The 22,661-nt window shown below is 49.2% G+C and carries 20 protein-coding genes; 13 read left to right on the forward strand and 7 right to left on the reverse strand.

Annotated elements, in window-relative coordinates:
- Positions 1-34 precede the first annotated feature (34 nt).
- The 12 genes from RDN79_RS10675 to RDN79_RS10730 all read left to right on the forward strand — a co-directional run bounded on the left by RDN79_RS10675 (position 35) and on the right by RDN79_RS10730 (position 12,097).
- Positions 35-646 (forward strand): TetR/AcrR family transcriptional regulator, encoded by a 612-nt coding sequence (locus RDN79_RS10675; protein ID WP_298546974.1) that lies wholly within the window; start codon positions 35-37, stop codon positions 644-646.
- A 67-nt stretch (positions 647-713) separates the two neighbouring features.
- Positions 714-2,069 carry a TolC family protein gene (locus RDN79_RS10680; protein WP_374044510.1) on the forward strand — a complete coding sequence of 452 codons (1,356 nt, stop codon included), beginning with the start codon at positions 714-716 and terminating at the stop codon, positions 2,067-2,069.
- Between the two features lie 37 nt (positions 2,070-2,106).
- Entirely contained in the window at positions 2,107-3,132 is a 1,026-nt protein-coding gene (locus RDN79_RS10685) for an efflux RND transporter periplasmic adaptor subunit (RefSeq protein WP_298546978.1), read from the forward strand.
- Between the two features lie 12 nt (positions 3,133-3,144).
- Positions 3,145-6,273, forward strand: a complete 3,129-nt coding sequence (locus RDN79_RS10690; protein WP_298546980.1) for an efflux RND transporter permease subunit — start codon at positions 3,145-3,147, stop codon at positions 6,271-6,273.
- 23 nt (positions 6,274-6,296) lie between these two features.
- Positions 6,297-6,590, forward strand: coding sequence for a PG0541 family transporter-associated protein (locus RDN79_RS10695; RefSeq protein WP_298546982.1), 294 nt, complete (start codon positions 6,297-6,299; stop codon positions 6,588-6,590).
- A 7-nt stretch (positions 6,591-6,597) separates the two neighbouring features.
- Positions 6,598-7,299: a response regulator transcription factor gene (locus RDN79_RS10700; protein ID WP_298546984.1), complete on the forward strand. Its 702-nt coding sequence runs from the start codon at positions 6,598-6,600 to the stop codon at positions 7,297-7,299.
- Positions 7,289-8,050 (forward strand): DUF1295 domain-containing protein, encoded by a 762-nt coding sequence (locus RDN79_RS10705; RefSeq protein ID WP_298546986.1) that lies wholly within the window; start codon positions 7,289-7,291, stop codon positions 8,048-8,050. Before RDN79_RS10700 ends, RDN79_RS10705 begins: the two co-directional genes overlap by 11 nt.
- A gap of 19 nt (positions 8,051-8,069) precedes the next feature.
- Positions 8,070-9,296, forward strand: a complete 1,227-nt coding sequence (locus RDN79_RS10710; protein WP_298546988.1) for an NADH:flavin oxidoreductase — start codon at positions 8,070-8,072, stop codon at positions 9,294-9,296.
- Positions 9,296-10,147, forward strand: a complete 852-nt coding sequence (locus tag RDN79_RS10715) for an SDR family oxidoreductase (RefSeq protein ID WP_298546989.1) — start codon at positions 9,296-9,298, stop codon at positions 10,145-10,147. Before RDN79_RS10710 ends, RDN79_RS10715 begins: the two co-directional genes overlap by 1 nt.
- Positions 10,148-10,362: 215 nt before the next feature.
- Complete coding sequence (locus tag RDN79_RS10720; protein WP_298546991.1) at positions 10,363-10,947, forward strand: 50S ribosomal protein L25/general stress protein Ctc; 585 nt, start codon at positions 10,363-10,365, stop codon at positions 10,945-10,947.
- 85 nt (positions 10,948-11,032) lie between these two features.
- A complete protein-coding gene (gene pth / locus RDN79_RS10725) occupies positions 11,033-11,596 on the forward strand; it encodes an aminoacyl-tRNA hydrolase (protein WP_298546993.1) in 564 nt (187 codons plus the stop codon).
- A 66-nt stretch (positions 11,597-11,662) separates the two neighbouring features.
- On the forward strand, positions 11,663-12,097 hold the full coding sequence (locus RDN79_RS10730; RefSeq protein ID WP_298546995.1) for an RNA-binding S4 domain-containing protein: 435 nt from the start codon (positions 11,663-11,665) through the stop codon (positions 12,095-12,097).
- A gap of 163 nt (positions 12,098-12,260) precedes the next feature.
- On the opposite strand, the gene RDN79_RS10735 is transcribed toward RDN79_RS10730, so the two are convergent.
- From RDN79_RS10735 to RDN79_RS10765, 7 genes are all read right to left on the reverse strand, one after another.
- Positions 12,261-12,875 carry a hypothetical protein gene (locus RDN79_RS10735; protein ID WP_298546998.1) on the reverse strand — a complete coding sequence of 205 codons (615 nt, stop codon included), beginning with the start codon at positions 12,873-12,875 and terminating at the stop codon, positions 12,261-12,263.
- A 3-nt stretch (positions 12,876-12,878) separates the two neighbouring features.
- On the reverse strand, positions 12,879-13,862 hold the full coding sequence (locus RDN79_RS10740; protein WP_298547000.1) for a TlpA disulfide reductase family protein: 984 nt from the start codon (positions 13,860-13,862) through the stop codon (positions 12,879-12,881).
- Between the two features lie 19 nt (positions 13,863-13,881).
- Entirely contained in the window at positions 13,882-14,655 is a 774-nt protein-coding gene (locus RDN79_RS10745) for an EFR1 family ferrodoxin (protein ID WP_298547002.1), read from the reverse strand.
- Between the two features lie 93 nt (positions 14,656-14,748).
- The gene (locus RDN79_RS10750; protein WP_298547004.1) at positions 14,749-16,005 is read right to left on the reverse strand and encodes a TolC family protein; all 1,257 of its coding nucleotides are present in this window, start codon (positions 16,003-16,005) and stop codon (positions 14,749-14,751) included.
- Positions 16,006-16,034: 29 nt separating this feature from the next.
- Positions 16,035-19,160 carry an efflux RND transporter permease subunit gene (locus RDN79_RS10755; RefSeq protein WP_298547006.1) on the reverse strand — a complete coding sequence of 1,042 codons (3,126 nt, stop codon included), beginning with the start codon at positions 19,158-19,160 and terminating at the stop codon, positions 16,035-16,037.
- A 5-nt stretch (positions 19,161-19,165) separates the two neighbouring features.
- Positions 19,166-20,275 (reverse strand): efflux RND transporter periplasmic adaptor subunit, encoded by a 1,110-nt coding sequence (locus RDN79_RS10760; protein WP_298547007.1) that lies wholly within the window; start codon positions 20,273-20,275, stop codon positions 19,166-19,168.
- A 265-nt stretch (positions 20,276-20,540) separates the two neighbouring features.
- Positions 20,541-20,891 (reverse strand): hypothetical protein, encoded by a 351-nt coding sequence (locus RDN79_RS10765; RefSeq protein WP_298547009.1) that lies wholly within the window; start codon positions 20,889-20,891, stop codon positions 20,541-20,543.
- A gap of 145 nt (positions 20,892-21,036) precedes the next feature.
- Here RDN79_RS10765 and RDN79_RS10770 point away from each other — a divergent pair, with 145 nt between their 5' ends.
- Entirely contained in the window at positions 21,037-22,581 is a 1,545-nt protein-coding gene (locus RDN79_RS10770; protein WP_298547011.1) for a M28 family metallopeptidase, read from the forward strand.
- Positions 22,582-22,661: the final 80 nt, after the last annotated feature.

A 22,661-nucleotide genomic window follows, 5' to 3' on the forward strand; every position in this document is an offset into this window, starting at 1 on the left:
CGTCAGATGGTATAAAAAGTAATCATTAAAATCGATGATCATAAAAGAACAAACAATGTTAACGGCATTCGACTTATTTTCTGAACACGGGATTAAGAACGTCAGTATGGATGATATCGCTCATAACGCGAGTATATCCAAACGGACCCTTTACGAGCTTTTTGAGGATAAGGAAACGCTGCTGACAGAATGTATCAACCTGAGTTACAACCAAATGAAGCTATCCATGAAGCGACTTGAATCCGAGCCGATAACAGCACTCGAAGTCGCGTTGCTTTTCTATGAAGAGCTCATGAAAAGGCCTCGTTGGTTTAACCCGAAATTCTATGATGATCTGAAACGCTATCCGAAAGCATTACAGAAAATGGAAGAAGAGAAATCCCGTTTTCTGAAAAAATGCATAAAACTACTGTCCCGAGGAGCAAAAGAAGGTGTTTTTCAACCGAATATCAACTTCGAGATTGTAGCTTTGCTGGCCAAAGAGCAGGCGAAGATGGTCCGTCCGCCCAAAGCCCTCTCCAAGCATTCCGTGGCTGAAGTGTTCAATACGATTCTTTACACTTTCCTTCGAGGAATCTCTACAGAAAAAGGTATTGCCATTTTAGACCGGTATTTATTGAAATATATACAGAAGCAATTAGATTGAACGAACGATTTTATTAAAAAATCAAATTTACTTATTTTAAATGAGACAAATCTTAATTACAAAAAAGATGATGTGGGTAGTGATGATGTTACTGCCCTCCCTGGCCTTCTCCTCCGCTAAAGCCCAGGACACGCTGATCCTCGACATCGGGAAAGCCCTGGAGATTGCGCTGAGCGAAAACCCCACTGTAAAAGTGGCCAATAAGGAAATCCAGAAGAAAAAATATGCACAGAAAGGTTCCTATGCCGCTCTATTTCCCCAAGTAAGTTTTGCAGCCGACTACAACCGGACCTTGAAAAAACAGGTGATGTATATGGACGGTTTCGACATGGGGAGCTCCGAAATACCCGGTATGGAAGACATGCCGAGTATGGATGAAGGGATCGAAGTGGGGCGTGATAATAACTGGAGCCTCGGCTTCAACGCCTCGATGCCGATTGTCAATGCCGCTCTTTGGAAAAGCCTGAGTATCTCGGCTGTAGATGTGGAATTGGCTATCGAGCAGGCGCGTTCCTCTAAAATCGCGATGGTCAACCAAGTGAAGAAAGGGTATTACGGCGTGCTTCTTGCCAACGATTCATATCGCGTATTCAAGGAAAGCTATGACAACGCAATGGAAAATTACTTGGATATCAAGCGAAAGTTCGAACAGGGAACCGTTGCCGAATACGACCTGATACGCGCCGATGTTACCGTCAAGAACAGCGAACCCAATATGTTGCAAGCCGAAAACGCATTGGTCCTTGCCAAATGGCAACTGAAAGCATTGTTGGGCATGGATCTGGACCTAAATATCGAATGTAAAGGACAATTGACCGATTTTGAAAAGGATCTTTTCGGCGATTTCCTTTCGACAGACACGACGCTGGCCGACAATACAGACCTGAAACAGATGGATTTACAGGCAAAGCAGTTGGAAAAGACTCTGACCATGCAAAAATTCGATTATTTGCCGACACTGTCGCTTACCGGTTTGTATCAATGGACAGCCATGAACAACAACTTCAAGTTCAAGGACTATATGTGGAATCCCTACTCGATGGTCGGCGTCTCGCTTTCCATCCCCATCTTCTCCGGCGGCAGTAAGTTCTATAAGATCAAACAGACAAGAAATTCGATCGAACAGTTGAGCCTGCAAAGAGAGGATACGCAACGGAACCTACAACTGGCGATCAAGCAATATATAGATAACATGAATACCTGCGTCAAACGGTTCGACGCTTCACAGAAAGGAGTGGAACAAGCCGAACGGGGGTATATGATCTCACAGAAACGCTATGATACAGGTGCCGGGACTCTGCTCGAAATGAACGATTCGGAATTGGCGCTGACACAAGCCAAACTGAATTTCAACCAAGCGATTTACGATTATATGGTAGCGAAGGCCGACCTGGAAAAGGTGTTAGGCCAGCAAGAGTTTTAAAGAACAGAAAATAGACATAGAATAAAAATATCACAAAATGGAAACAAATAGAAAACAACACTTCATATCACTCCTCATTTTACCTTTATTGCTGTCCTGTTCGTCAGAAAAGAAAGATCCGGCACAAACGGAGACCGCCAGCAATAAAGCCATTGTGAGAGTAGAAACCGTTTCAGCACAAGACGTAGAGCAGATCAGTGAATTTACAGCGACGGTCGAAGCTAACATTTCCAACAACATCGCCCCGCAAACCCCGGTGCGCATAGAGAAGTTGTTCGCGGAAGTCGGCGATCACGTAAAAGCGGGCCAACTCCTGGTCAAGATGGATGAGACAAACCTCAAACAGACCAAAATACAATTGGACAACCAGGAACTGGAGTTCAAACGCATCGATGAACTGTACAAAGTAGGCGGCGCCTCCAAATCAGCCTGGGATGCACAGAAAACGCAGTTGGACGTAAGCCGTGCGGCCTACAAGAACTTACAGGAAAACACACAGTTGCTGAGTCCGATCACCGGCATCGTAACCGCCCGCAATTATGATAGCGGAGATATGTATAGCGGAGGCTCGCCGATCTTCACCGTAGAGCAGGTCCGTCCGGTCAAACTGCTGGTAAACGTATCCGAAAGCCTCTTCACGAAAGTGAAAAAGGGAAAAGATGTCGACATCCGGTTGGATGTGTACGGAGACGAAGTATTCAAAGGGAAAGTCAGCTTGGTTTACCCGACCATCGACCCGAATACACGCACATTCCCCGTCGAGATCAAAATCGACAATAGCGACGAACGCGTCCGCCCCGGAATGTTTGCCCGCGTGACGATCGGTTTCGGCACGCAAAACCATGTGGTGGCTCCGGACCTCGCGATCGTAAAACAGTCCGGTGCAGGCGATCGATATATATATGTATATAAAGACGGTAAAGTTTCCTACGAAAAAGTAGAACTGGGACGTCGTATGGGAAACAAATATGAAGTCATTTCGGGTGTGAACAATGGCGACCAGGTCGTAGTATCCGGTCAAAGCCGCCTGAACAACGGAATGGAAGTAGAAATCGAAAAGTAAGAGACAAACACTATGAGTTTATATGCAACAGCAGTAAAAAAGCCGGTTACGACAGCCCTTGTCTTTGTGGCGATCGTGATCTTCGGTCTTTTTTCATTAACAAGATTATCTGTGGACTTGCTGCCGGAGATCGAGACAAACACGATCATGGTTATGACCTCCTATGCCGGCGCCAGCGCTGCGGATATCGAAATGAACGTCTCCAAACCATTGGAGAACGTGCTGAACAGTGTCAGCGACCTAAAGCACATCACGTCACAATCGCGTGAAAACATCTCGATCATCACACTCGAATTCGACTATGGCACGGATATCGACGTGGCGACCAATGACGTGCGCGACAAACTGGACGTTGCCGAGCCGATGCTGCCGGATGATGTGGACAATCCCATTATCTTCAAATTCGGAACGAACGATATTCCGATCATCATCCTGTCGGTTACGGCGGAAGAGAGCACGAACGCCTTGTACAAGATTTTGGACGATAAGGTATCGAACCCGCTTGCACGTATCAGCGGTGTGGGAGCGGTTTCTATTTCCGGCACGCCGACACGCGAAATACAGGTCTATTGCGATCCGTACAAACTGGAAGCATACGGCGTTTCGATCGAAGGAATATCCGCTATCATCGCACAGGAGAACCGGAACACTCCGGGCGGCAGCGTGGATATCGGTTCCAATGCCTATGCGCTCCGCGTACAAGGTGAATTTACGGATGCGCACCAGATGGACAATCTTGTGATCGGTCATAAGGACAATAAGACTATCTACCTGCGTGATGTCGCCCGTATCGAAGACAGCATCGAGGAACGCGCCCAGGAGACTTACAATAACGGCAAGAAAGGCGGGATGATCGTTATCCAGAAGCAATCGGGAGCCAACTCGGTGAATATCGCCAAGAAAGTTCACCAGAAACTGCCGGAAATCCAGGAAAGCCTTCCTTCGGATGTCAAGTTAGGAGTAATCCTGGATACCTCCACCAATATTCTGAATACGATCGACAGCCTGAAAGAGACCATCTTCATCACCTTCATTATCGTTATGCTGGTAGTGTTCGTGTTCCTCGGACGATGGAGAGCGACGTTTATCATTATCCTGACCATTCCGATCTCGTTGATAGCCTCGTTCGCTTACTTGCTTGCATCCGGTAACACACTGAATATTATCTCGCTGAGTTCACTCTCCATTGCTATCGGTATGGTTGTGGATGATGCGATCGTGGTGTTGGAAAACATTACGACCCATATCGAAAGAGGCAGTGCGCCGAAACAGGCAGCCGTGCATGCGACAAACGAAGTGGCTATTTCCGTAATCGCCTCGACCCTGACCATGCTGGCCGTGTTCCTGCCTCTGACAATGGTAACGGGTATGGCAGGCATTCTGTTCAAACAGTTGGGGTGGATCGTCAGTATCATCATGATCGTTTCGACGGTCGGGGCTTTGACACTGACTCCGATGTTGAGTTCGCAACTACTCAAGCAGAATCCTAAAAAAGGCCGCTTGTACACCTTGTTCTTCACACCGATCGAAAAGGCATTGGATGCGCTGGACCGTGGCTATTCCCGTTTCCTCTACTGGGCGGTACGTCACCGGAAAACGGTCATATTCGGAGCTACTCTGATCTTTGCGGGAAGTATGTTATTGGTTCCGACCATCAAGACAGAATTCTTCCCGACCCAGGATAATGCGCAGATCAGCGTCCACATCGAATTGCCGGTCGGAACCCGCCAGGATATCACCCGTAAACTGGCATTGGAAATCGACGAACTTTTCCGGCAGAAATATCCGGAAATAAAGACCAGCAACTTCACCGAAGGACAGGCCGACTCTGATAATACTTGGGCTCAATTGAGTAATAACGGGACACATATTATCGACTATTACATCAATATGCTGAGCGTCGGCGATCGTGAACGCGGCATGGTTGAAATCTGCGAAGAGATGCGTAAGGACCTGGCTAAATATCCGGAGATCAAGACCTTCAAGGTTATCGAAGGCGGGCAGGAAGAAGGCATGGGCGGACAGAATGCGGTCGACATCGAGATCTATGGCTTCGACTTCGGCCGGACCGATGCCGTAGCCGCCGAACTGGCCGAAAGGATGCGTAAGGTGAAAGGTTGTTCACAGGTCAACATCAGCCGCGAGGACTACATACCCGAATACCAGGTTGATTTCGACCGGGAAAAGCTGGCGATCAACGGATTGAATATCACAACGGCTGCTATGGCTTTGCGCAACCGCATCAACGGCTCTACCGCTTCCAAATATCGTGAAGACGGTGACGAGTATGATATAAAAGTACGCTACGCTCCCGAATTCCGCCAGTCGGTTGAAGATATCGAAAATATCCTGGTCTATAACAGTGCCGGTCAAGGCATCCGTATCCGCGACCTGGGTAAAGTAGTAGAACGGATGACACCTCCGACCATTGAACGTAAAGACCGCGAACGTGTCATTACCGTATCGGCGGTAGTCGGAAAAGGAGCCGCCATGAGCGATATCGTAACAGCCGCCCGGAACCAGCTGAAGGAAATGGATATACCTTCGGATGTCAGCTGGCAGTTAGGAGGAACGTACGAAGACCAGATGGACACCTTCTTCGACCTGACAATCCTGATGATCCTGATCATCATTTTGGTATTTATCGTAATGGCCGCTCAGTTCGAATCGCTGACAGACCCGTTCGTAATCATGTTCTCCATCCCCTTCGCCTTCACCGGTATAATCCTGGGGCTGGCAGTGACGCAGACTCCATTGGGCGTCATGGCGCTGATCGGTCTGATTATGTTGATGGGTATCGTTGTCAAAAACGGTATCGTGCTGATCGACTACACGATCCTCTGCCGGGAAAGAGGAATGGGAATCCTGACCGCAGTAGTGACTGCCGGAAAATCCCGTCTCCGCCCGGTATTGATGACCACCCTGACCACCGTATTGGGTATGATCCCGATGGCAGTCGGAACAGGCGAAGGCTCTGAAATGTGGCGTTCGATGGGTATGACGGTAGCATGGGGACTTTCGGTATCAACGTTGATCACCCTGGTAATCGTACCGGTCGTTTACAGTGTGTTTGCCGGAAACGGAGTCCGGCGCAGACGCCGTAAGATGGCAAGAAATAGCATATCTTCTAAAAAAGAATAAATAATAATTAGGAATAAGTTAATATGAAAGCTATATTTGTATCATTTAATCAAGCATATTACGAAATGATCCTGAATGCGATGGACCGGAACAACATCCGGGGCTTCACATACTGGGATGAAGTACAGGGACGTGGAAGCAAGACCGGCGAGCCGCATTATGGGAGTCACGCCTGGCCGACACTGAACTCGGCAATCCTGGCAATGGTCGATGACGATAAAGTCGACCATTTCCTGGAGATACTTCATCAGATGGATCAGAAGACGGAAGCGCAAGGATTACGCGCTTTTGTCTGGAACATCGAAAAAACAATTTAATAACATAATGAACGATCTTTTTAACATTCTCATTTTCAGCAAAGACTATAATCATGGAGCGATCATCCAGGACTATATAAAAGCTATCGGATACAGTTCACAAGTATTCGACAAGGAAGAGGAGGCATATAAAAGTTTCCTTTCCAACAATTTCACATTCTGTATTATCGACCACGATATGGACGCGAAAGAAACACGGACATTGGCAGCCATGATCAAAAGTTCAGAGAACATCATTCCTGTCATTTTCCTATGTGAACATCCGACGAGAGAAGAGATAGCATTGCTGTTTTCATTCCATGCGGACGATGTGATACGCATACCTCTTGACACTGACATCTTACAGGCCCGGATCAAGGCGATACAAAGCCGTTACCAGCCTCTAAACAAGAAAGAGGTCAGGACCTATTTTTTCGGGAAATTCAAATTCGACGTGCACAAACAGCTCTTGTCCATAGAAGACAAAACGACCAAGCTGACGACCAAAGAAGCCGATTTGCTTACGTTGTTGTGCCAACATGCAAACGAAATTGTAGACAGGATGTACACCCTGAAAGTCATATGGAGAAGCGATAACTACTTCAGTGCCCGAAGCATGGATGTTTATATCACCAAATTGCGCAAATTATTGCGAGATGATCCTACCATCAGAATCATAAACATTCACGGGAAAGGTTATAAATTATCAACACGCGAAGATGACAATTGAACATTTCACCTTATTTCTAATCGTAATGGCAGCGATCGCCGCCATTGTCTTCATAGCCCTTTACTTCGTTGAAGCCGGTTATGGTATGTTGTTCGATAAAAAATGGGGATTTCCGATACCGAACAAGATCGCTTGGGTTTGTATGGAAGCGCCGGTTTTTATCGTCATGTTTTTGTTATGGAACGGATCGGAACGACAGTTCGAGACAGTACCGCTCCTGATATTCCTGTTCTTCGAACTGCATTATTTCCAACGGTCTTTTATTTTTCCTTTGCTGATAAAAGGCAAAAGTAAAATGCCGGCAGGCATCATGCTTATGGGAATCACCTTCAATCTCCTGAACGGTTATATGCAGGGAGAATGGATTTTCCACCTGGCGCCGCAGGATATGTACACGGAAAGCTGGTTGTACAGCCCTCAATTTATCATCGGGACGATCTTGTTTTTCTCCGGTATGGCAATCAATATCCAGTCGGACCATATTGTACGCCATCTGAGAAAGCCTGGCGACACGAACCATTATCTGCCTCAAAAAGGCCTGTTCAAATATGTGACATCGGCCAACTACTTCGGGGAGATCGTGGAATGGTGCGGGTTTGCAATCCTGACCTGGAGTGCAAGCGGGGCTGTTTTCGCGTGGTGGACATTTGCAAACCTCGTACCTCGCGCAAACACCATCTACCATAAATACAAAGCGATGTTTGGCAACGAGCTGGGAAACCGGAAACGGGTGATCCCTTTTATATATTGAATGACTAACTCATATAGATATGGAAAAAGAATCTGTACTGTTCACTCCCGGTAAAATCGGGCCGTTGACCCTGAGAAACCGGACGATACGGGCGGCTGCATTTGAAAGCATGTGCCCCGGAAACGCCCCTTCCGACATGTTGTACGACTACCATAAATCGGTGGCCGCCGGCGGGATCGGCATGACAACTCTGGCCTATGCGGCTGTTACGCAAAGCGGACTTTCCTTCGAACGTCAGCTCTGGATGCGCCCGGAGATCATCCCCGGAATAAAACGCATCACCGACGCCATCCACAAAGAAGGGGCGGCCGCCTCCGTACAACTCGGACATTGCGGAAACATGTCCCATAAAAACATCTGCGGATGCAGGCCCATCTCCGCATCCGGCGGTTTCAATATCTATTCCCCCACCCTTGTCAGGGGAATGAGACCTTCCGAAATCACGGCTATGGCAAAAGCATTCGGGCAAGCGGTTCATCTGGCTCGCGAAGCCGGAATGGATGCAGTGGAAATACATGCCGGCCACGGTTATCTGATCAGCCAGTTCCTTTCTCCCTATACCAACCACAGGAAAGACGAATATGGCGGCAGCTTGCAAAACCGGATGCGCTTTATGAAAATGTGCATGGACGAAGTGATGAAAGCAGCCGGACAGGATATGGCAGTGCTGGTAAAGATGAATATGCGCGACGGCTTCAAAGGAGGAATGGAGCTGGATGAGACGCTCGAAGTGGCCCGTACCCTGCAGGACGAATGCGGAGCACATGCCTTGATACTTAGCGGTGGCTTCGTCAGCCGCGCCCCGATGTACGTGATGCGGGGTTCCATGCCGATTCATACGATGACGCATTATATGCCTTTCGGCTGGTTACCGCTCGGAGTCAAAATGGCCGGACGGTTCATGATCCCGTCCGAACCGTTCAAAGAGGCTTACTTCCTGGAAGATGCCCTGAAGTTCAGGGCGGCGTTGAAAATGCCGCTTGTCTATGTCGGCGGTCTGATTTCACGCGAGAAGATAGACGAGGTCTTGAACGACGGTTTCGAATTCGTGAGCATGGCACGCGCCTTGCTGAACGACCCGTCATTCGTAAACAAGATGAAGGAAGACGATCATGCCCGTTGCGACTGCGGACATAGCAACTATTGCATCGCCCGCATGTATTCCATCGAAATGGCATGCCACAAACATATTCAGGACTTGCCCAAAAGCATTGTCAAAGAAATAGAGAAATTAGAATATAAGTAATGGAAAAAGGATTAGCCATCATAACCGGTGCCGACGGAGGCATGGGACAAGTAATCACGGCAGCCCTCGCAAAAGAGGGCTATCCGGTGATTATGGCTTGCCTCGATCCGGAAAAAGCCGCCCCCATATGCGCCCGGATCCGGCAAGAGACCGGAAACACGCAGATTGAAGTCCGGAAAATCAATCTCGCCTCCCTCTCATCCGTCAACAATTTCACCGGCCAATTACTAAAAGAAGGACGTCCCGTCAGCCGCCTGATGAACAATGCCGGCATCCTGACGACTCCGGTACGCAAAACCGAAGACGGGTTGGAGACAATCGTAAGCGTCAATTATGTGGCTCCCTACATGCTCACCCGCCAGTTATTGCCCTTGATGCAACCGGGATGCCGCATTGTAAACACAGTGTCCTGCACGTATGCTATCGGCCGGATCCAACCGGACTTCTTTGAAAAAGGGAAGAACGGACGCTTTTTCCGCATCCCGGTCTATAGCAATACCAAACTGGCGCTGTTATTGTTCACCCAAGAGTTTGCCGAACGGCTGCAAGACAAGGACATCACCATAAATGCCTCGGACCCGGGAATCGTCAGTACGAACATGATCACGATGCAAGCTTGGTTCGACCCGCTAACCGACATCCTGTTCCGCCCCTTTATCAAAACACCGGCCCAAGGCGCGGCGACTGCCATCCACCTGGCTCTTTCGGATGAGGCAAAAGATAGAAACGGTTGTTGCTATGCCAATTGCAAAAAGAGGAATGTGTCGGAACGCATCCGACATCATGCACAGCAAAAACAACTTTGGGACGATACGGAAACCTTGCTCCGACAAAAAGGAATCCGGTTCTGAACCGGCATGCACTTTTAGTTCCATGCCGATGAAACATCTGTTCCATGCCGAGAGAATTATAGTTTCATGCCTATGGAACTAAAAATTCATGCAGACAAGATTTTGCAGATATAAATATAAATCGTACCTTTGCACCGCTTTTAACCCCCGTACGTGTGATGGGAAATTAGAAAGCATAAATATCTAATTTTGAGTAACACAAAAATTAAAACAAAATGAAGACATTTCAATTAGAAGGAAAGTCAAGAGAAGTAGCCGCTACTTCTGCAGACCAGAAGAGAGCATTGAAGGCTATGCGTAAAAACAACGAAATTCCTGCTGTACTGTACGGCGGTGAAAAAGTATCTCATTTCACTATCACGAAAGACAGTGTCCGTAACTTGGTTTACAGCCCTGAAATCTTTGTCGTAGAACTGGCTATCGACGGCAAGAAGACAATGGCTATCGTTAAAGATATCCAGTTCCAGCCTGTAACCGACGCTATCTTGCACATGGACTTCCTGGAAGTATCAGAAAACAAACCGGTAGTAATGGAAGTTCCGGTTGTTCTGGAAGGTCATGCTGAAGGTGTCAAAGCCGGTGGTAAACTGAACTTACAGATGAGAAAGCTGAAAGTAAAAGCCCTTTACACAGCAATTCCTGAGAAATTACATATCAATGTCGACCACCTGGGATTAGGCAAGACTATGCAGGTTGGCGCATTGCACTTCGAAGGCCTTGAACTGATGAACGCTAAGAACGCTGTCGTTTGCGCCGTTCAGTTGACTCGTGCCGCTCGTGGTGCTCAGGCTAAGGCATAATAAGATTATTATTCCTAAATAATGTAAGGGGAGGATATTCAGCAGAGTATTCTTCCCTTTGTCATATACTAAAAACTACATAACAATGAAATATCTGATAACAGGACTTGGAAACATCGGCTCCGAATATTTAGGGACGCGCCATAACATCGGATTCCGCGTTGTAAACGCATTGGCTGAAGATGCCGGAGTTTCTTTCACGGAAGAACGTTATGGTGCAATCGCCCGGATGCGTGTCAAGAACTGTGAGCTGATCGTACTGAAGCCTAACACGTTCATGAACCTGAGCGGCAATGCCGTCCGCTACTGGTTGCAGAAAGAAAACATTCCGGTAGAGAATCTGTTAGTTATAGTGGACGACCTGGCACTTCCGTTCGGTACACTCCGCCTGAAGCCGAAAGGCAGCGATGCCGGACACAACGGATTGAAAAACATCCAACAGTTGTTAGGCACACAAGAATACAGCCGCCTCCGTTTCGGTATCGGCAGCGATTTCCCGCGCGGAGGGCAAATCAACTATGTGCTCGGCAAGTTTCCGCCGGAAGAACTCCAGGAAATGCCGGAAAAGATGAAACGGGCAGTAGAAATCATCAAAAGTTTCTGCCTGGCCGGCATACAGAACACAATGAACTTATACAACAATAAATAGTTAACAAGCGGCAGCCGGCTGTTCCATGCCACAGTCACCAAGCAGTCCCTGCCAACCCATAATAAGATGAACGAAGTCCGTATAGACAAATGGATGTGGGCTACCCGCATATTCAAAACACGTACGATAGCCGCTGAAGCCTGCAAGAAAGGCAGGATCATGATAAACGGCGTTACGATAAAGCCTTCCCGTATGATCAAAGTCGGGGAAGTGATCCAGGTACGCAAACCGCCTATCACCTTTTCCTTTAAGGTACTGGATTTGACAGAGCGACGTATGGGAGCCAAGCTGGTCCCTGGCTATCTGGAAAACGTAACGACACCCGACCAATACGAAATCCTGGAAATGAACCGCATATCCGGATTCGTAGACCGGGCACGCGGAATGGGCCGTCCGACTAAGAAAGACCGTCGAGAGTTGGAACAGTTCACCGATCCCGGTTTATCAGACGACGGTTTCGATTTCGAATTTGACTTCGAAGACCCGGACGACGAGGAATAATAGAGCCTAAAGGATAAAAAAATAACCTTTAGGCTATCCAACTACAGGATATAGGGTAGCGGCAAAAAAGCTATAGCTTTTACTGAAATAGGTAGGCATCTTTTTGACAAAGGATACCTACCTATTTTAAGAAAGATGCCTGTTTCTTTTTGATGAAATCCGGCTACTTCAGCAAAGGCTTCAATTCCTTCTCAAATATATCTTTGCTGACAATACGATAATGAGGCGAATAGGAATCTTCAAACACTTTGCTGTGATGCCCGACAAACTCTCCCCTATCCAACCGCTCTTCTATCTCTTTGCGGTCAGCCTCATATCCGGGCAAAGCCAAATCCATTAGACGAATGATCGCCTCGATCCGAAGCCACTCTTTTTTCCATTCGTCAACCGTAACAGGCCGGATGCCGTTTACACTGCGGACAAAAGCATCGAAAAAAGTGGCATACGGAATCTGTCCGTTCTTGATAACCGATAGATTTACCCGTAGGAAATTGCCTTCCCAACCGGTCGGCTCGGCAACATCGCCGGTACATTCCGTATAGGAAGCAAGTTCATGACGCAGATAATTACCGGCTGATGTTGTATCGCCGATGATATGCCCCGGACCGAATTTATCCTGAAAGAAATTCTTATAGAGATCCTTCAATGTCGATTTGGGGTACTTCTGCATCTGCCGGGAAACGGCAACATGCACGGCTTTTTCAAAGTCCTTCTTTTCTGTCGCTGAAAGGCAGAGACAGAAAAGAAAGAATAAAGTCAGAAAACCATATCTCCGCATCGTTTATTTTATTACTTCTTCCAATGTCTTGTGCAAATCCTCACCCGTTATATTCTTGGCAATAATCACCCCGTCCGGTCCCAACAGGACATTGGCCGGAATACCACGAACACCGTAAAGAGCCGGTATTTCCGAATCCCAATACTTCAGGTCGGAAAGATGCGTCCAGGCCAGATTGTCGTCGGCAATCGCTTTCAGCCATTTGCTTTTATTATTGTCCAGGGAAATCCCTACAATCGTAAAGTTTTTATCCTTATAGTCATTGAAAGCCTTCACCACATTCGGATTCTCGCGGCGGCAGGGAGGACACCAGGAAGCCCAGAAGTCCAGCAACACATATTTGCCTCTGAAATCCGAAAGCGACACAGATACACCTGCCGTATCAGGCAACGAAAATTCAGGAGCCACCTTACCTATCTGCACATTCTCCAATTGCTTGATAATTCCGTCCAAATCTTTCACATAGGGGCAATCAGCCAGTTCGGGGGAAATCTTGGCACGGGTCGCTTTCAGTTCATCCAGCGGCAACTGGTAAGTGAAGTAACGATACAGATAAAAAGCGGCGGCAGGCGAAGCCGGGTGCTTGGTGATCAGGCTGTCAATGTCATACCCTTCTTCGAAGACCTTTCCGGCATTCTCCTGAAAGATCGTATTGACAGGAGAGTTCCGGACCGTAATCGTCTCGCCGTCATTACTTATCCGCACATCCATATTTGTATTTTCGACAAAGAACTGAACCGGATAATTCATGTCTTCTGTTGCCAGACCAAACAATAAAGGCTGATCCACTTCTCCTTTAAAAGTAAACTTCCCATCTTTTACCTCTGCCGTATCGACATCAAAAAACATCTTATTCCGGAAGGACTTGAGATAAACCTTCCCATCCGTCCTGCCGGTCACTTCTCCATTTATCACATAACCTTTCGGTGCTTCCTGGCAACTTGCCAACGTCAGGGCCACTAAGGCTGTCACTACTAATCGTTTCATTTTCTATCTGTTTTGTTTATTATTTAATCTCAGGGTGATGATATCGCCCTTTTTTCAGCGTTCCCTTTCCATATTCGATCGCACGGACCGGACAGCGGTGAATGCAAGCGACACACTGCACACAGGTATCCGTCCAAACAGGCTTCCCTGCCTGCATGCTGATCGTTCCGGTCGGACAAATCCGTTCACATAACCCACAGGAAATACAAGCATCCGTCACCCGGAAAGAATTACTTCCGATGGCCAGATGTGTAAAAAGAGGATAAATCCAGTAGCTTTTCAAACCGGGCATACTTCCTGTCTGATACAAAGTGTCCTGCCGATGCTCCCGGATCGCTTCGATAATCCCGGCCACACGCGCCGGAGCATCCTGCAATTTCCGTTCCTCCACCTCTTTGCTGTCTACATTGAAACCAGGCAACAAGATATAATTGTTCGGCATGATGACAGAGTATGCAGCCGTAAGCGATATCGCTCTTTTTCCCAATGCTTTCCCGATCAGCCGGTCCGTATGCCCGCATTCATCTCCACAGGTAGAAACGGAATAGACCGGCTGTCCGTCGTATCCGTTTAAAGCCAGACGGGAGATAAAACGGGTCACAGGCACCGCCGGTCCCCAGGAATGCACGGGATAGACGAACAAAATCTTTTCATCCGGTCCAACCTGATAAACCAAGTCTTCCTCTTCCTTACGCAGTTCATCCGCAATTGAAATCAACGGTTCTCCAAACGCCTCACTCAGAGCCTTTGCCACCCAAAGAGAGTTTCCTGTTCCGGTAAAGTAAAATATCATATTCTTATTTCTGTTTGAAGTACAAAAATAGGTATAATTCAAGAATATATCTTACCTTTACCTTATTAAGAAACCTAAATAACAACGTTACGACTACAATTCCACATCCCAGATTCCGGCGCTCTTTTCCAATTCCACTAAAGCCGTGCTGTAATTAAACAAAGTTTCGATGTACCGGGCTTGCACTTCATCATAAGTTCGTTGTGCGTCGAGAACTTCCAACAAAGAGACTTCCCCCCGGTTATAGCTGTAAATCTTGCCATCTATCACTTCACGCGCCTGGCTGAGCATACCGTTTTCATAACGTTCCACCTGCTTGGAGAAAGATCGATAACTGCGGTATGCCTGCATGACTTCTGTCTGAACCTGTAGCAAAGCCTGCTGATATTGTGCTTCAGCCTGGTGTTCACGGAAACGGGCGGCACGGACAGCGCCCTTGTTGAAGTTGGAGAACTTCAAAGGGACGGCAATGCCGGCTGTCACTCCCGTAAAAGGAGGAGCGGGTGCTTCTTCGTTGTACACGCGTGCATTACGACTGACAGCAATAGACAAGTCCACATCCGTATTCCTTTCACGCCGAGCCACCTTCAAGGCACGGGAAGCGACCTCCTTATTCTTGAGGGCGGCCACCAGGTCGGCACGATTCTCCACGGCATTAGAAAGCAGATCCGCCATTACGAAATCGCGGGACGACATACGCAAGTCGGCTTGCGGCTGAAAAAGAGTGTCATGCGCAAGCGTACCGGTCAGCAAGTTCAGATGGGAGAAAGCATTCTGCAACTCGGCACCGGCCTGCAACAGTTCGTTATGCAGTATTCCGGCTTCCAGACGACTCTGCGTAGCATCGATCTCCATGATTTTACCTAAAGAATGGCGGACACTGTCGCTTTCCGCCAACTGCCGGATATTTTCGTAAGCATTCTCCTTTACCTTATATAACTCGTATTGCTTCAATGCTTCCAGATAGGAAACGGTAGCTTCCGAACGAAGATTACGGAAATAATCGGCAAGCAATGCTTTCGTCAGCTCGTTTTCACTGCGGGCAAGTGCTATGCCGGCACTGCGCTTACCAAAAGTAAACGTCTTGCTTAACTCGACTTCCACTCCTTCCCCCATTTGAAGGCTGTTATTCTCATTATTAAAATAGGAAACGGACAAATTCGGATCATTGAACACCTTGGCTGCCGTCACTTCAGCCTCCGACACATTCACATTCAGACGCTCTGCAGCGTATTCCAAGTTGCCTTCCACAACCTTTTCCATATATTGACGATAAGAAAGAGGAACGATTTGCTGGGCGGAAAGCGACAAGGCACCACATAAACCGATTATAGACAAGTATAATTTCATTGCGATTCTATCTTATTTGATTATTCAATTTATAACAACGACTCACCGCTCCCGATACTTTTATCCACTTCCCGAAGCGGCTCTTTGTCGAGGTAACGCTTCTCCACCATATAATATAGGGCAGGAAGCACATACAAGGTGATAACGGTTGCGAACAGCAAGCCATATACGATGACGGTTGCCAGCGGCCGCTGCACATCCGACCCGATGCCGGTACTAAGGGATGCCGGCAGCAAACCGAGAACCGCAACCGTGGCAGTCATGAGGATCGGACGGAAACGGTGCTTGGTCCCGGTAATAACCGATTCCTTGAAATCGCGTCCACGCGTACGGAGGTTGTTGATATGCGAAATCATAATGACACCATTCTGGATGGCGACACCGATCAGGGCGATAAAACCGACCGCAGACGACACGTTCAACGTCATCCCCCGCACATTCAACGCCAACATACCACCGAACAGGGCCAACGGAACGACACACATCATCAGGGCTGCCTGCCGGAACTTACCGCAAGCGGCGAACAAAAGCAACAGCATAATCCCCAATGCCAACGGCACGACTGCCGCCAAACGGCTGTAGGCACGATGCTGGTTTTCGAACTGTCCGGCCCATTTAAGATGCACCCGGTCGTGATCGTACTTCACCTCCCGGTCGATAATCTTATCCGCCTTATTCAGAAAGGCAGTCAGGTCGACTCCACGCAAGTTCACACGAACCGTCAGATGACGCTTGTTCATCTCGCGGGTAATCGTGCTGGCGCCGGTCGTCATCCTGATATCGGCAACCTGCGAAAGCGGTATCTTCGTACCGGCATCCGTCGTCAGCAACAGATTTCCGATCCGTTCGGGCGAGTTGCGGCTGGCATCGTCGAAACGGCAGATCACATCATAGCTCTTGCTGCCGACAAAGATCTGGGAGATAGCCTTTCCCCCGATTGCCAACTCGATCAGGTCCGCCACATCCGATACATTCAAACCGTACTGTGCAATACGGTCGCGGTTGGCGATAATCTGAAGCTGGGGAAGAGGCGGCTCCTGGTCAACGGCGACATCGGCCGCTCCCGAAATCGTCTTCAAGACATTGGCCACCTTCTCGGCGATATGGCGTGTTTCGGTAATATCGTCTCCATAGATTTTCAAGGCCAAGTCGCTATGAGCACCGGCAATCTGGTCCATCACCATGTCGATGATCGGCTGGGAGAAACCGACGGAGTAGCCCGGCATGGTAGAGAGCTTCTCAGACATTTCCTCAATCAGATCGGCCTTCGTCTTTCCATATTCCCAAGTGCTGTAGGGCTTAAGGCCGACACCGCATTCGATATGAGACAGAGAAAACGCCTCCGCCCCCTCGTCGTCACGGCCTACCTGCGTCATGACATACGACACCTCATCGAACTGCTTCAACGTCTTACGCAACTCGGCTCCCATTTCTTTCGACTTCTCGATGGAAATCCCCGGAGGCAGCTGCACCTGTATCCAGATCGCCCCTTCATCCAAAGGCGGCAGGAAATCCTTGCCGACGGTATAACTCAGCACACCCGCACCGACCAAGATAAAAGCCAACGGCATGAGAACCCGCTTCGGCTTTTCCAGCAGATTCGTTATCTGCCTGTTATAACCTTCCGAAAGTTTTTCGAGCCAACGGTTATGATAGAGTTTACGCGGCTTGCGGTAAGCAAAGAAGGCCAGTCCCGGAATCAGCAACAACGCCACGCACAAAGCCCCGGCCAAAGCATATCCCACCGTATAGGCCATCGGCGTAAACAGTTTCTTCTCGATATGCTCGAAAGCGAAGAGCGGAAGATAAGCCGTAATAATAATCAGGGTGGAAAAGAAGATCGGCCGCGCCACTTCGGTCGTACGGCGTAGTATGGACTCTTCCGTCAAGATCTCGTCCGAATGCCGTTCGCGCTTCTTCAACACCGTTTCCATCATCACGATCGCCCCGTCCACCAAGATACCGAAGTCGATCGCCCCCAACGACAGCAGGTTGGCCGGAATATCGGTAATGTGCATCAGGATAAAGGCGATCAACAAGGACAACGGAATCGTCAAAGCCACCAGCAACGCGCCCCGCCAACTTCCCAGAAACAGGATCAGCACCAGCACGACCAGCACCATCCCTTCGAAAAGCGTGTGCGACACCGTATGCAAGGTCGTGTTCACCAGATCGGTTCGGTCCATAAACACATGGATGCGGGTTCCTTCCGGCAAGGTCTCGTTGTTCAGTTCCTCAACGGCTTCATGCACCCCCTTCAGGACCTGCGAAGGATTCTCTCCGCGCAACATCTGCACGATCCCTTCCACACCGTCCGATATATCGCGTACACCGTCCGTAAAGCCCAACACGCCTTTGCGCTCCAGATTTCCGTATTTCAGACGCCCGATGTCGTTCAAGTAGATCGGAACGCCATTCTCCGTCTTGATCACGATCCGTCCCAGGTCTTCCAGATCCTTCACCAGCCCGATCCCGCGGATCACATAGCTCAGGTCGCCCCGGCTCAACATGCTGCCTCCGGCGTTCACATTATTCTTTTCGATCTTCTCGGTGATATCGCCCAGCGTCACGTCATATTGATCCAGCTTATGCGGGTCCACCTCGATCTGGTACTGGGTCGTGATCCCGCCATAGTTACTGACGTCGGCAACACCGGTCACCTGTTTCAGGCGCGGAATAACCACCCATTTATGCAGGTCTGTCAGTTCGCGGCGGTCCAGACGGTCGCTTTCCAGCACATAGCGGAAGATTTCCCCGGTCGGCGAAGTCAACGGGTTCAGCCCCGGAACCGCATCATACGGCAGCTCCACATCGACAAGCCGTTCCTGTACACGCTGGCGTGCCCAGTAATCCTCTATGCCATCATCGAAAACGAGTACGACGGTGGAAAGCCCGAACGTGTTCTTACTACGCATCACGTTCAGTCCCGGCATCCCGTTCATCGCCCTTTCGATCGGGATACTGATCTGCTGCTCTATCTCTTCGGCCGCCAGCCCCGGCACCTGGGTAACGATCTGGACGGTCGTATCGGCAATGTCAGGATAAGCATCGATCGCCAGCTTTGTCCACGAATAATAGCCGACAACCGCTAAAAACAGGAACAGGACGAACATCAGTCCTCGCCGATGTATCGCCAGATAAATAATCCTTTTCATAGCGTTTACCGTACATCAATTAAGTAAAAAGCTCCGGCGACGACGATCTCCTCTCCGGGGACCAAGCCCGACAGCACAACGGTTTTCTTCCCATCGCTGACACCCGTCGAGACCTTCTGTTTCCGGTAATTATTATCGCCCAAAGCAACGAGCACATAGCTGTCGTCTTCTTCCTGCAAGATCGCGGATGTCGGGATACGGATCACCTCGGCGGCCTTATCGCTCAACTTTACCGTGCCGTACATGGCAGGTTTCATCAGCCGGTCACGGTTGTCGCATTCGATCAGCACCTCCACCGAGCGCGTATCTTCGTCCAGCATTTCGCCGATATGGTAAATCTTTCCCGTAAACGGCTGTTCCGGCAAGGCGACCAGACGGATCTCCACGTCGTCAAGCGCCTGCACCAGACCCATATCCTTCTCCTTCACATGAGCCGCCACCCAGACTTTGTTCAGGTCGGCAATCACCGCAACCGGATCGGCATCTTCCTTCATATACTGGCCGATCACAATATGATCCTTTACGACCTCTCCCGCTATCGGGGAACGGACGACAAGCGGCTGTCCCAGTACCAGATCGTCCGGGTTGATCTGGAACACCTTCAAGGCAGCCTCGGCATTCTCATAGTCTTTCTTCTTCAATTCATAATTCACCTCGGCCTCTTCCAGTTCCTTCTGAACGCCGACCTTGTTGCGGATCAAGTCTTTCTCGCGCTTCAGGCTCTTCAAGGCCAGCTCCATCTCCTGTTTAGCTTGGTAGTAAGCCTTTCCCGTCTCGAAGAACGAAGGGGAACTGATCTCGAAAACCGGGCTGCCCGGCACCACTCTCTGTCCGAGACGGACGAACGACTTGCTGATACGTCCGGCAAACGGAGAAGCGATCTCCGCATAGTTAGCCGGGATCGCCTTTACGACGCCGGATGTGCTGAACTCCATGCAATAGGGTTCACGCACGACTTTCTCCGTTTTCAGACGGGACAGGATCGGCGAGCCAGCACCGATCTGTATGGTATCTCCTTTTAAAGTGACAGCGACAGACGCCTCATCGTCCTGCTTGTCGGAATGGCAGGCGCTCAATACTATTGCAGGAAGCAACAGTAACAATATTCGTTTCATAATAATAAGAAATTATTGCGTTTGGAAATTTCTCCCTGCCACTTTCGGGAAAGGGACAGGGAGCGATTGTTATATTCCCCGTCTCTCCTAAATAGTTTCATAAGTATGAAACAAAAGTTTCATCGGCATGGAACAAAAGTTTCACTACTATGAAACAAGAGTTCCAATACTATGAAACAAAAGTTCCACTACCATGAAACATCGAGTTCTACCGGTAGAACATTCAGAGACGAGGAGGGACGTCAAGAAACACGTCCGTATATTTTTATCCAATGAATACGGGAGGGGCACGTTGACTCCTGCTGCGGATGACCCGAAGGACAGATACAGACTCAAGTTGCAACAGGAAAGTAGCAAGCAGCACCCAAGCGATCCCCACGACAAAACCCGGAGTCTCTTCCAAGACCAGATCGTTCAGCAGATGGATGGTCTCGAAAGCCTCGGTAGTATGGCTGTGCTGGGGTTGCCCGTCCTGTCCGGGCAGATAGGGATGCGAGTGGATAATCGTGTAGGTCGGAAAATGGTGGACATGGGTAAAGGCAACACCTCCCGCGTAGTAGCTGATAAAGAGCACTACCAACAGAAACTTCAATATGGAATTGCGAAACACGCCCACTTGCCCAGGTTTTTGCCTGCAAAGATATTTATTTCTTCCGTTATCTGGATACGAATCTGTCACGTTTATCAGACATTTACCTGAAATTCATTTGGAACACGAACTTTTTATATCTTAATTTGCATCACCATAAAACACACACAATATGAAAAGAGCTATACTTATCTGGGCGGCGATGGCTTGCATGGCTGCTCAATCGGTCCCGGCACAGGATGCTGCCGTAAACAAAATTATCGAAATCGGTCAAACGGACAACCAGGTGATGGATCATTTAGATGTGCTCACCAACCGCATCGGCGGCCGCGTGATCGGTTCGAATGCCTATGACAATGCGGTCGACTGGGTGTCCTCCAAGTTCAAGGAATGGGGGCTGGAAGTCGAATTGCAGGAAGCCGGTACGTTACCGGTCGGCTTCAACCGCGGACCGTGGTTCGGCAAGCTGTTAGGCGAGAACGGGATGGAACTGCACTTCGTCACTCCCTCCTACACCGCCGGAACAAAAGGAGTACAACGTGGACATGTCTTGCAGGAACCGCTTACCCAAAGCGAATTCGACCGTATAAAAGGACAACTGAAAGGAGCTTGGGTGCTGATTAACGGAAAGAATGTCGGCTGGCCGGTCGACCGTTCCGCCAAAGGCGACTCCATCCGTGCCGCCATCATTGCCGAAAACAATGAAACGGCCAAGAAGAATTACCAGATCATGGAGGATAACTGGCGCAACAATACCGACAACCCGCTGTTGCCGTTGAAAGAGGATGTCCCGGCCTTGTTTTACAAACAGATGTGCGAAGCCGGCGTATTGGGCTTTATCCAGTCGGCCAGCGTCCCTTTGCGGGCTCTCTATGACAAGGCGGTCATGCACGATCCGACTTTCACGTTCGACAACCTGCCGGACGTTTGCGACATCAAGTTGGACGAACACCAGTATGCGACCATCAAGCAGATGGTAAAGGAACGCCGCACCTTCTTCCTGGAATTCGATATCCGCAACCATTTCCGGATGGGGCCGGTGAAATACTATAATGTGATCGGCAAGATCAAAGGCTCCAAATACCCGGACGAATATGTGATGGCGAGCGGTCATCTGGATGCGTTCGACGTGGCGACGGGCGGCGTGGACTGCGGTTCCGGCGTTACTCCGGTGATGGAAGCGGCCCGCATGATCATGAAATCCGGCGCAAAGCCCAAACGGACGATGTTGTTCTGTGCTTTCGCCGGCGAAGAATTCGGATTGTTAGGTTCAACAGCCTGGGTCAAGGCCAACAAGAACAAATTGGATAAGATCTCCAACCTGTTCAACCGCGACGGCGGCCCGACACCTCCCGTCGGACTCGACGTACCGAAAGCGATGTACCGGGATTTCGTGAAGATATGCGAACCGATCAAGAAAATCCGGCCCGACTACCCGTTCGAAGTGAAAGAAGCCGGCCCGTTCACCAAGCCGTCGCAACCGGGCGGCACAGACGCTTCGGTCTTTGCCGTCGAAGCTGTCCCGGCTATCGACTTCAACGAAAAGGACATCAAAGGCTATAACTTCAGCTACGGCGAAATCTGGCACACCGAACGCGATACTTACAGCAAAAGCATCCCGGAATACCAGGAACATGCCGCTACGGTGATGGCGATCGTGACGTTAGGAGTGGCGAACCTGGATCATTTGCTGTCGAGGGAAGGCTTGTATAAATAGTTACTTTCGGCTTGGCCCGAAAGTAACCGATATTTTTACTACCTTTGCACACTCAATAGCAAATTAATAGGTATATAAGA

The sequence above is a fragment of the uncultured Parabacteroides sp. genome (genome assembly GCF_902493135.1).
In the GTDB taxonomy this organism is placed as follows: Bacteria; Bacteroidota; Bacteroidia; order Bacteroidales; family Tannerellaceae; genus Parabacteroides.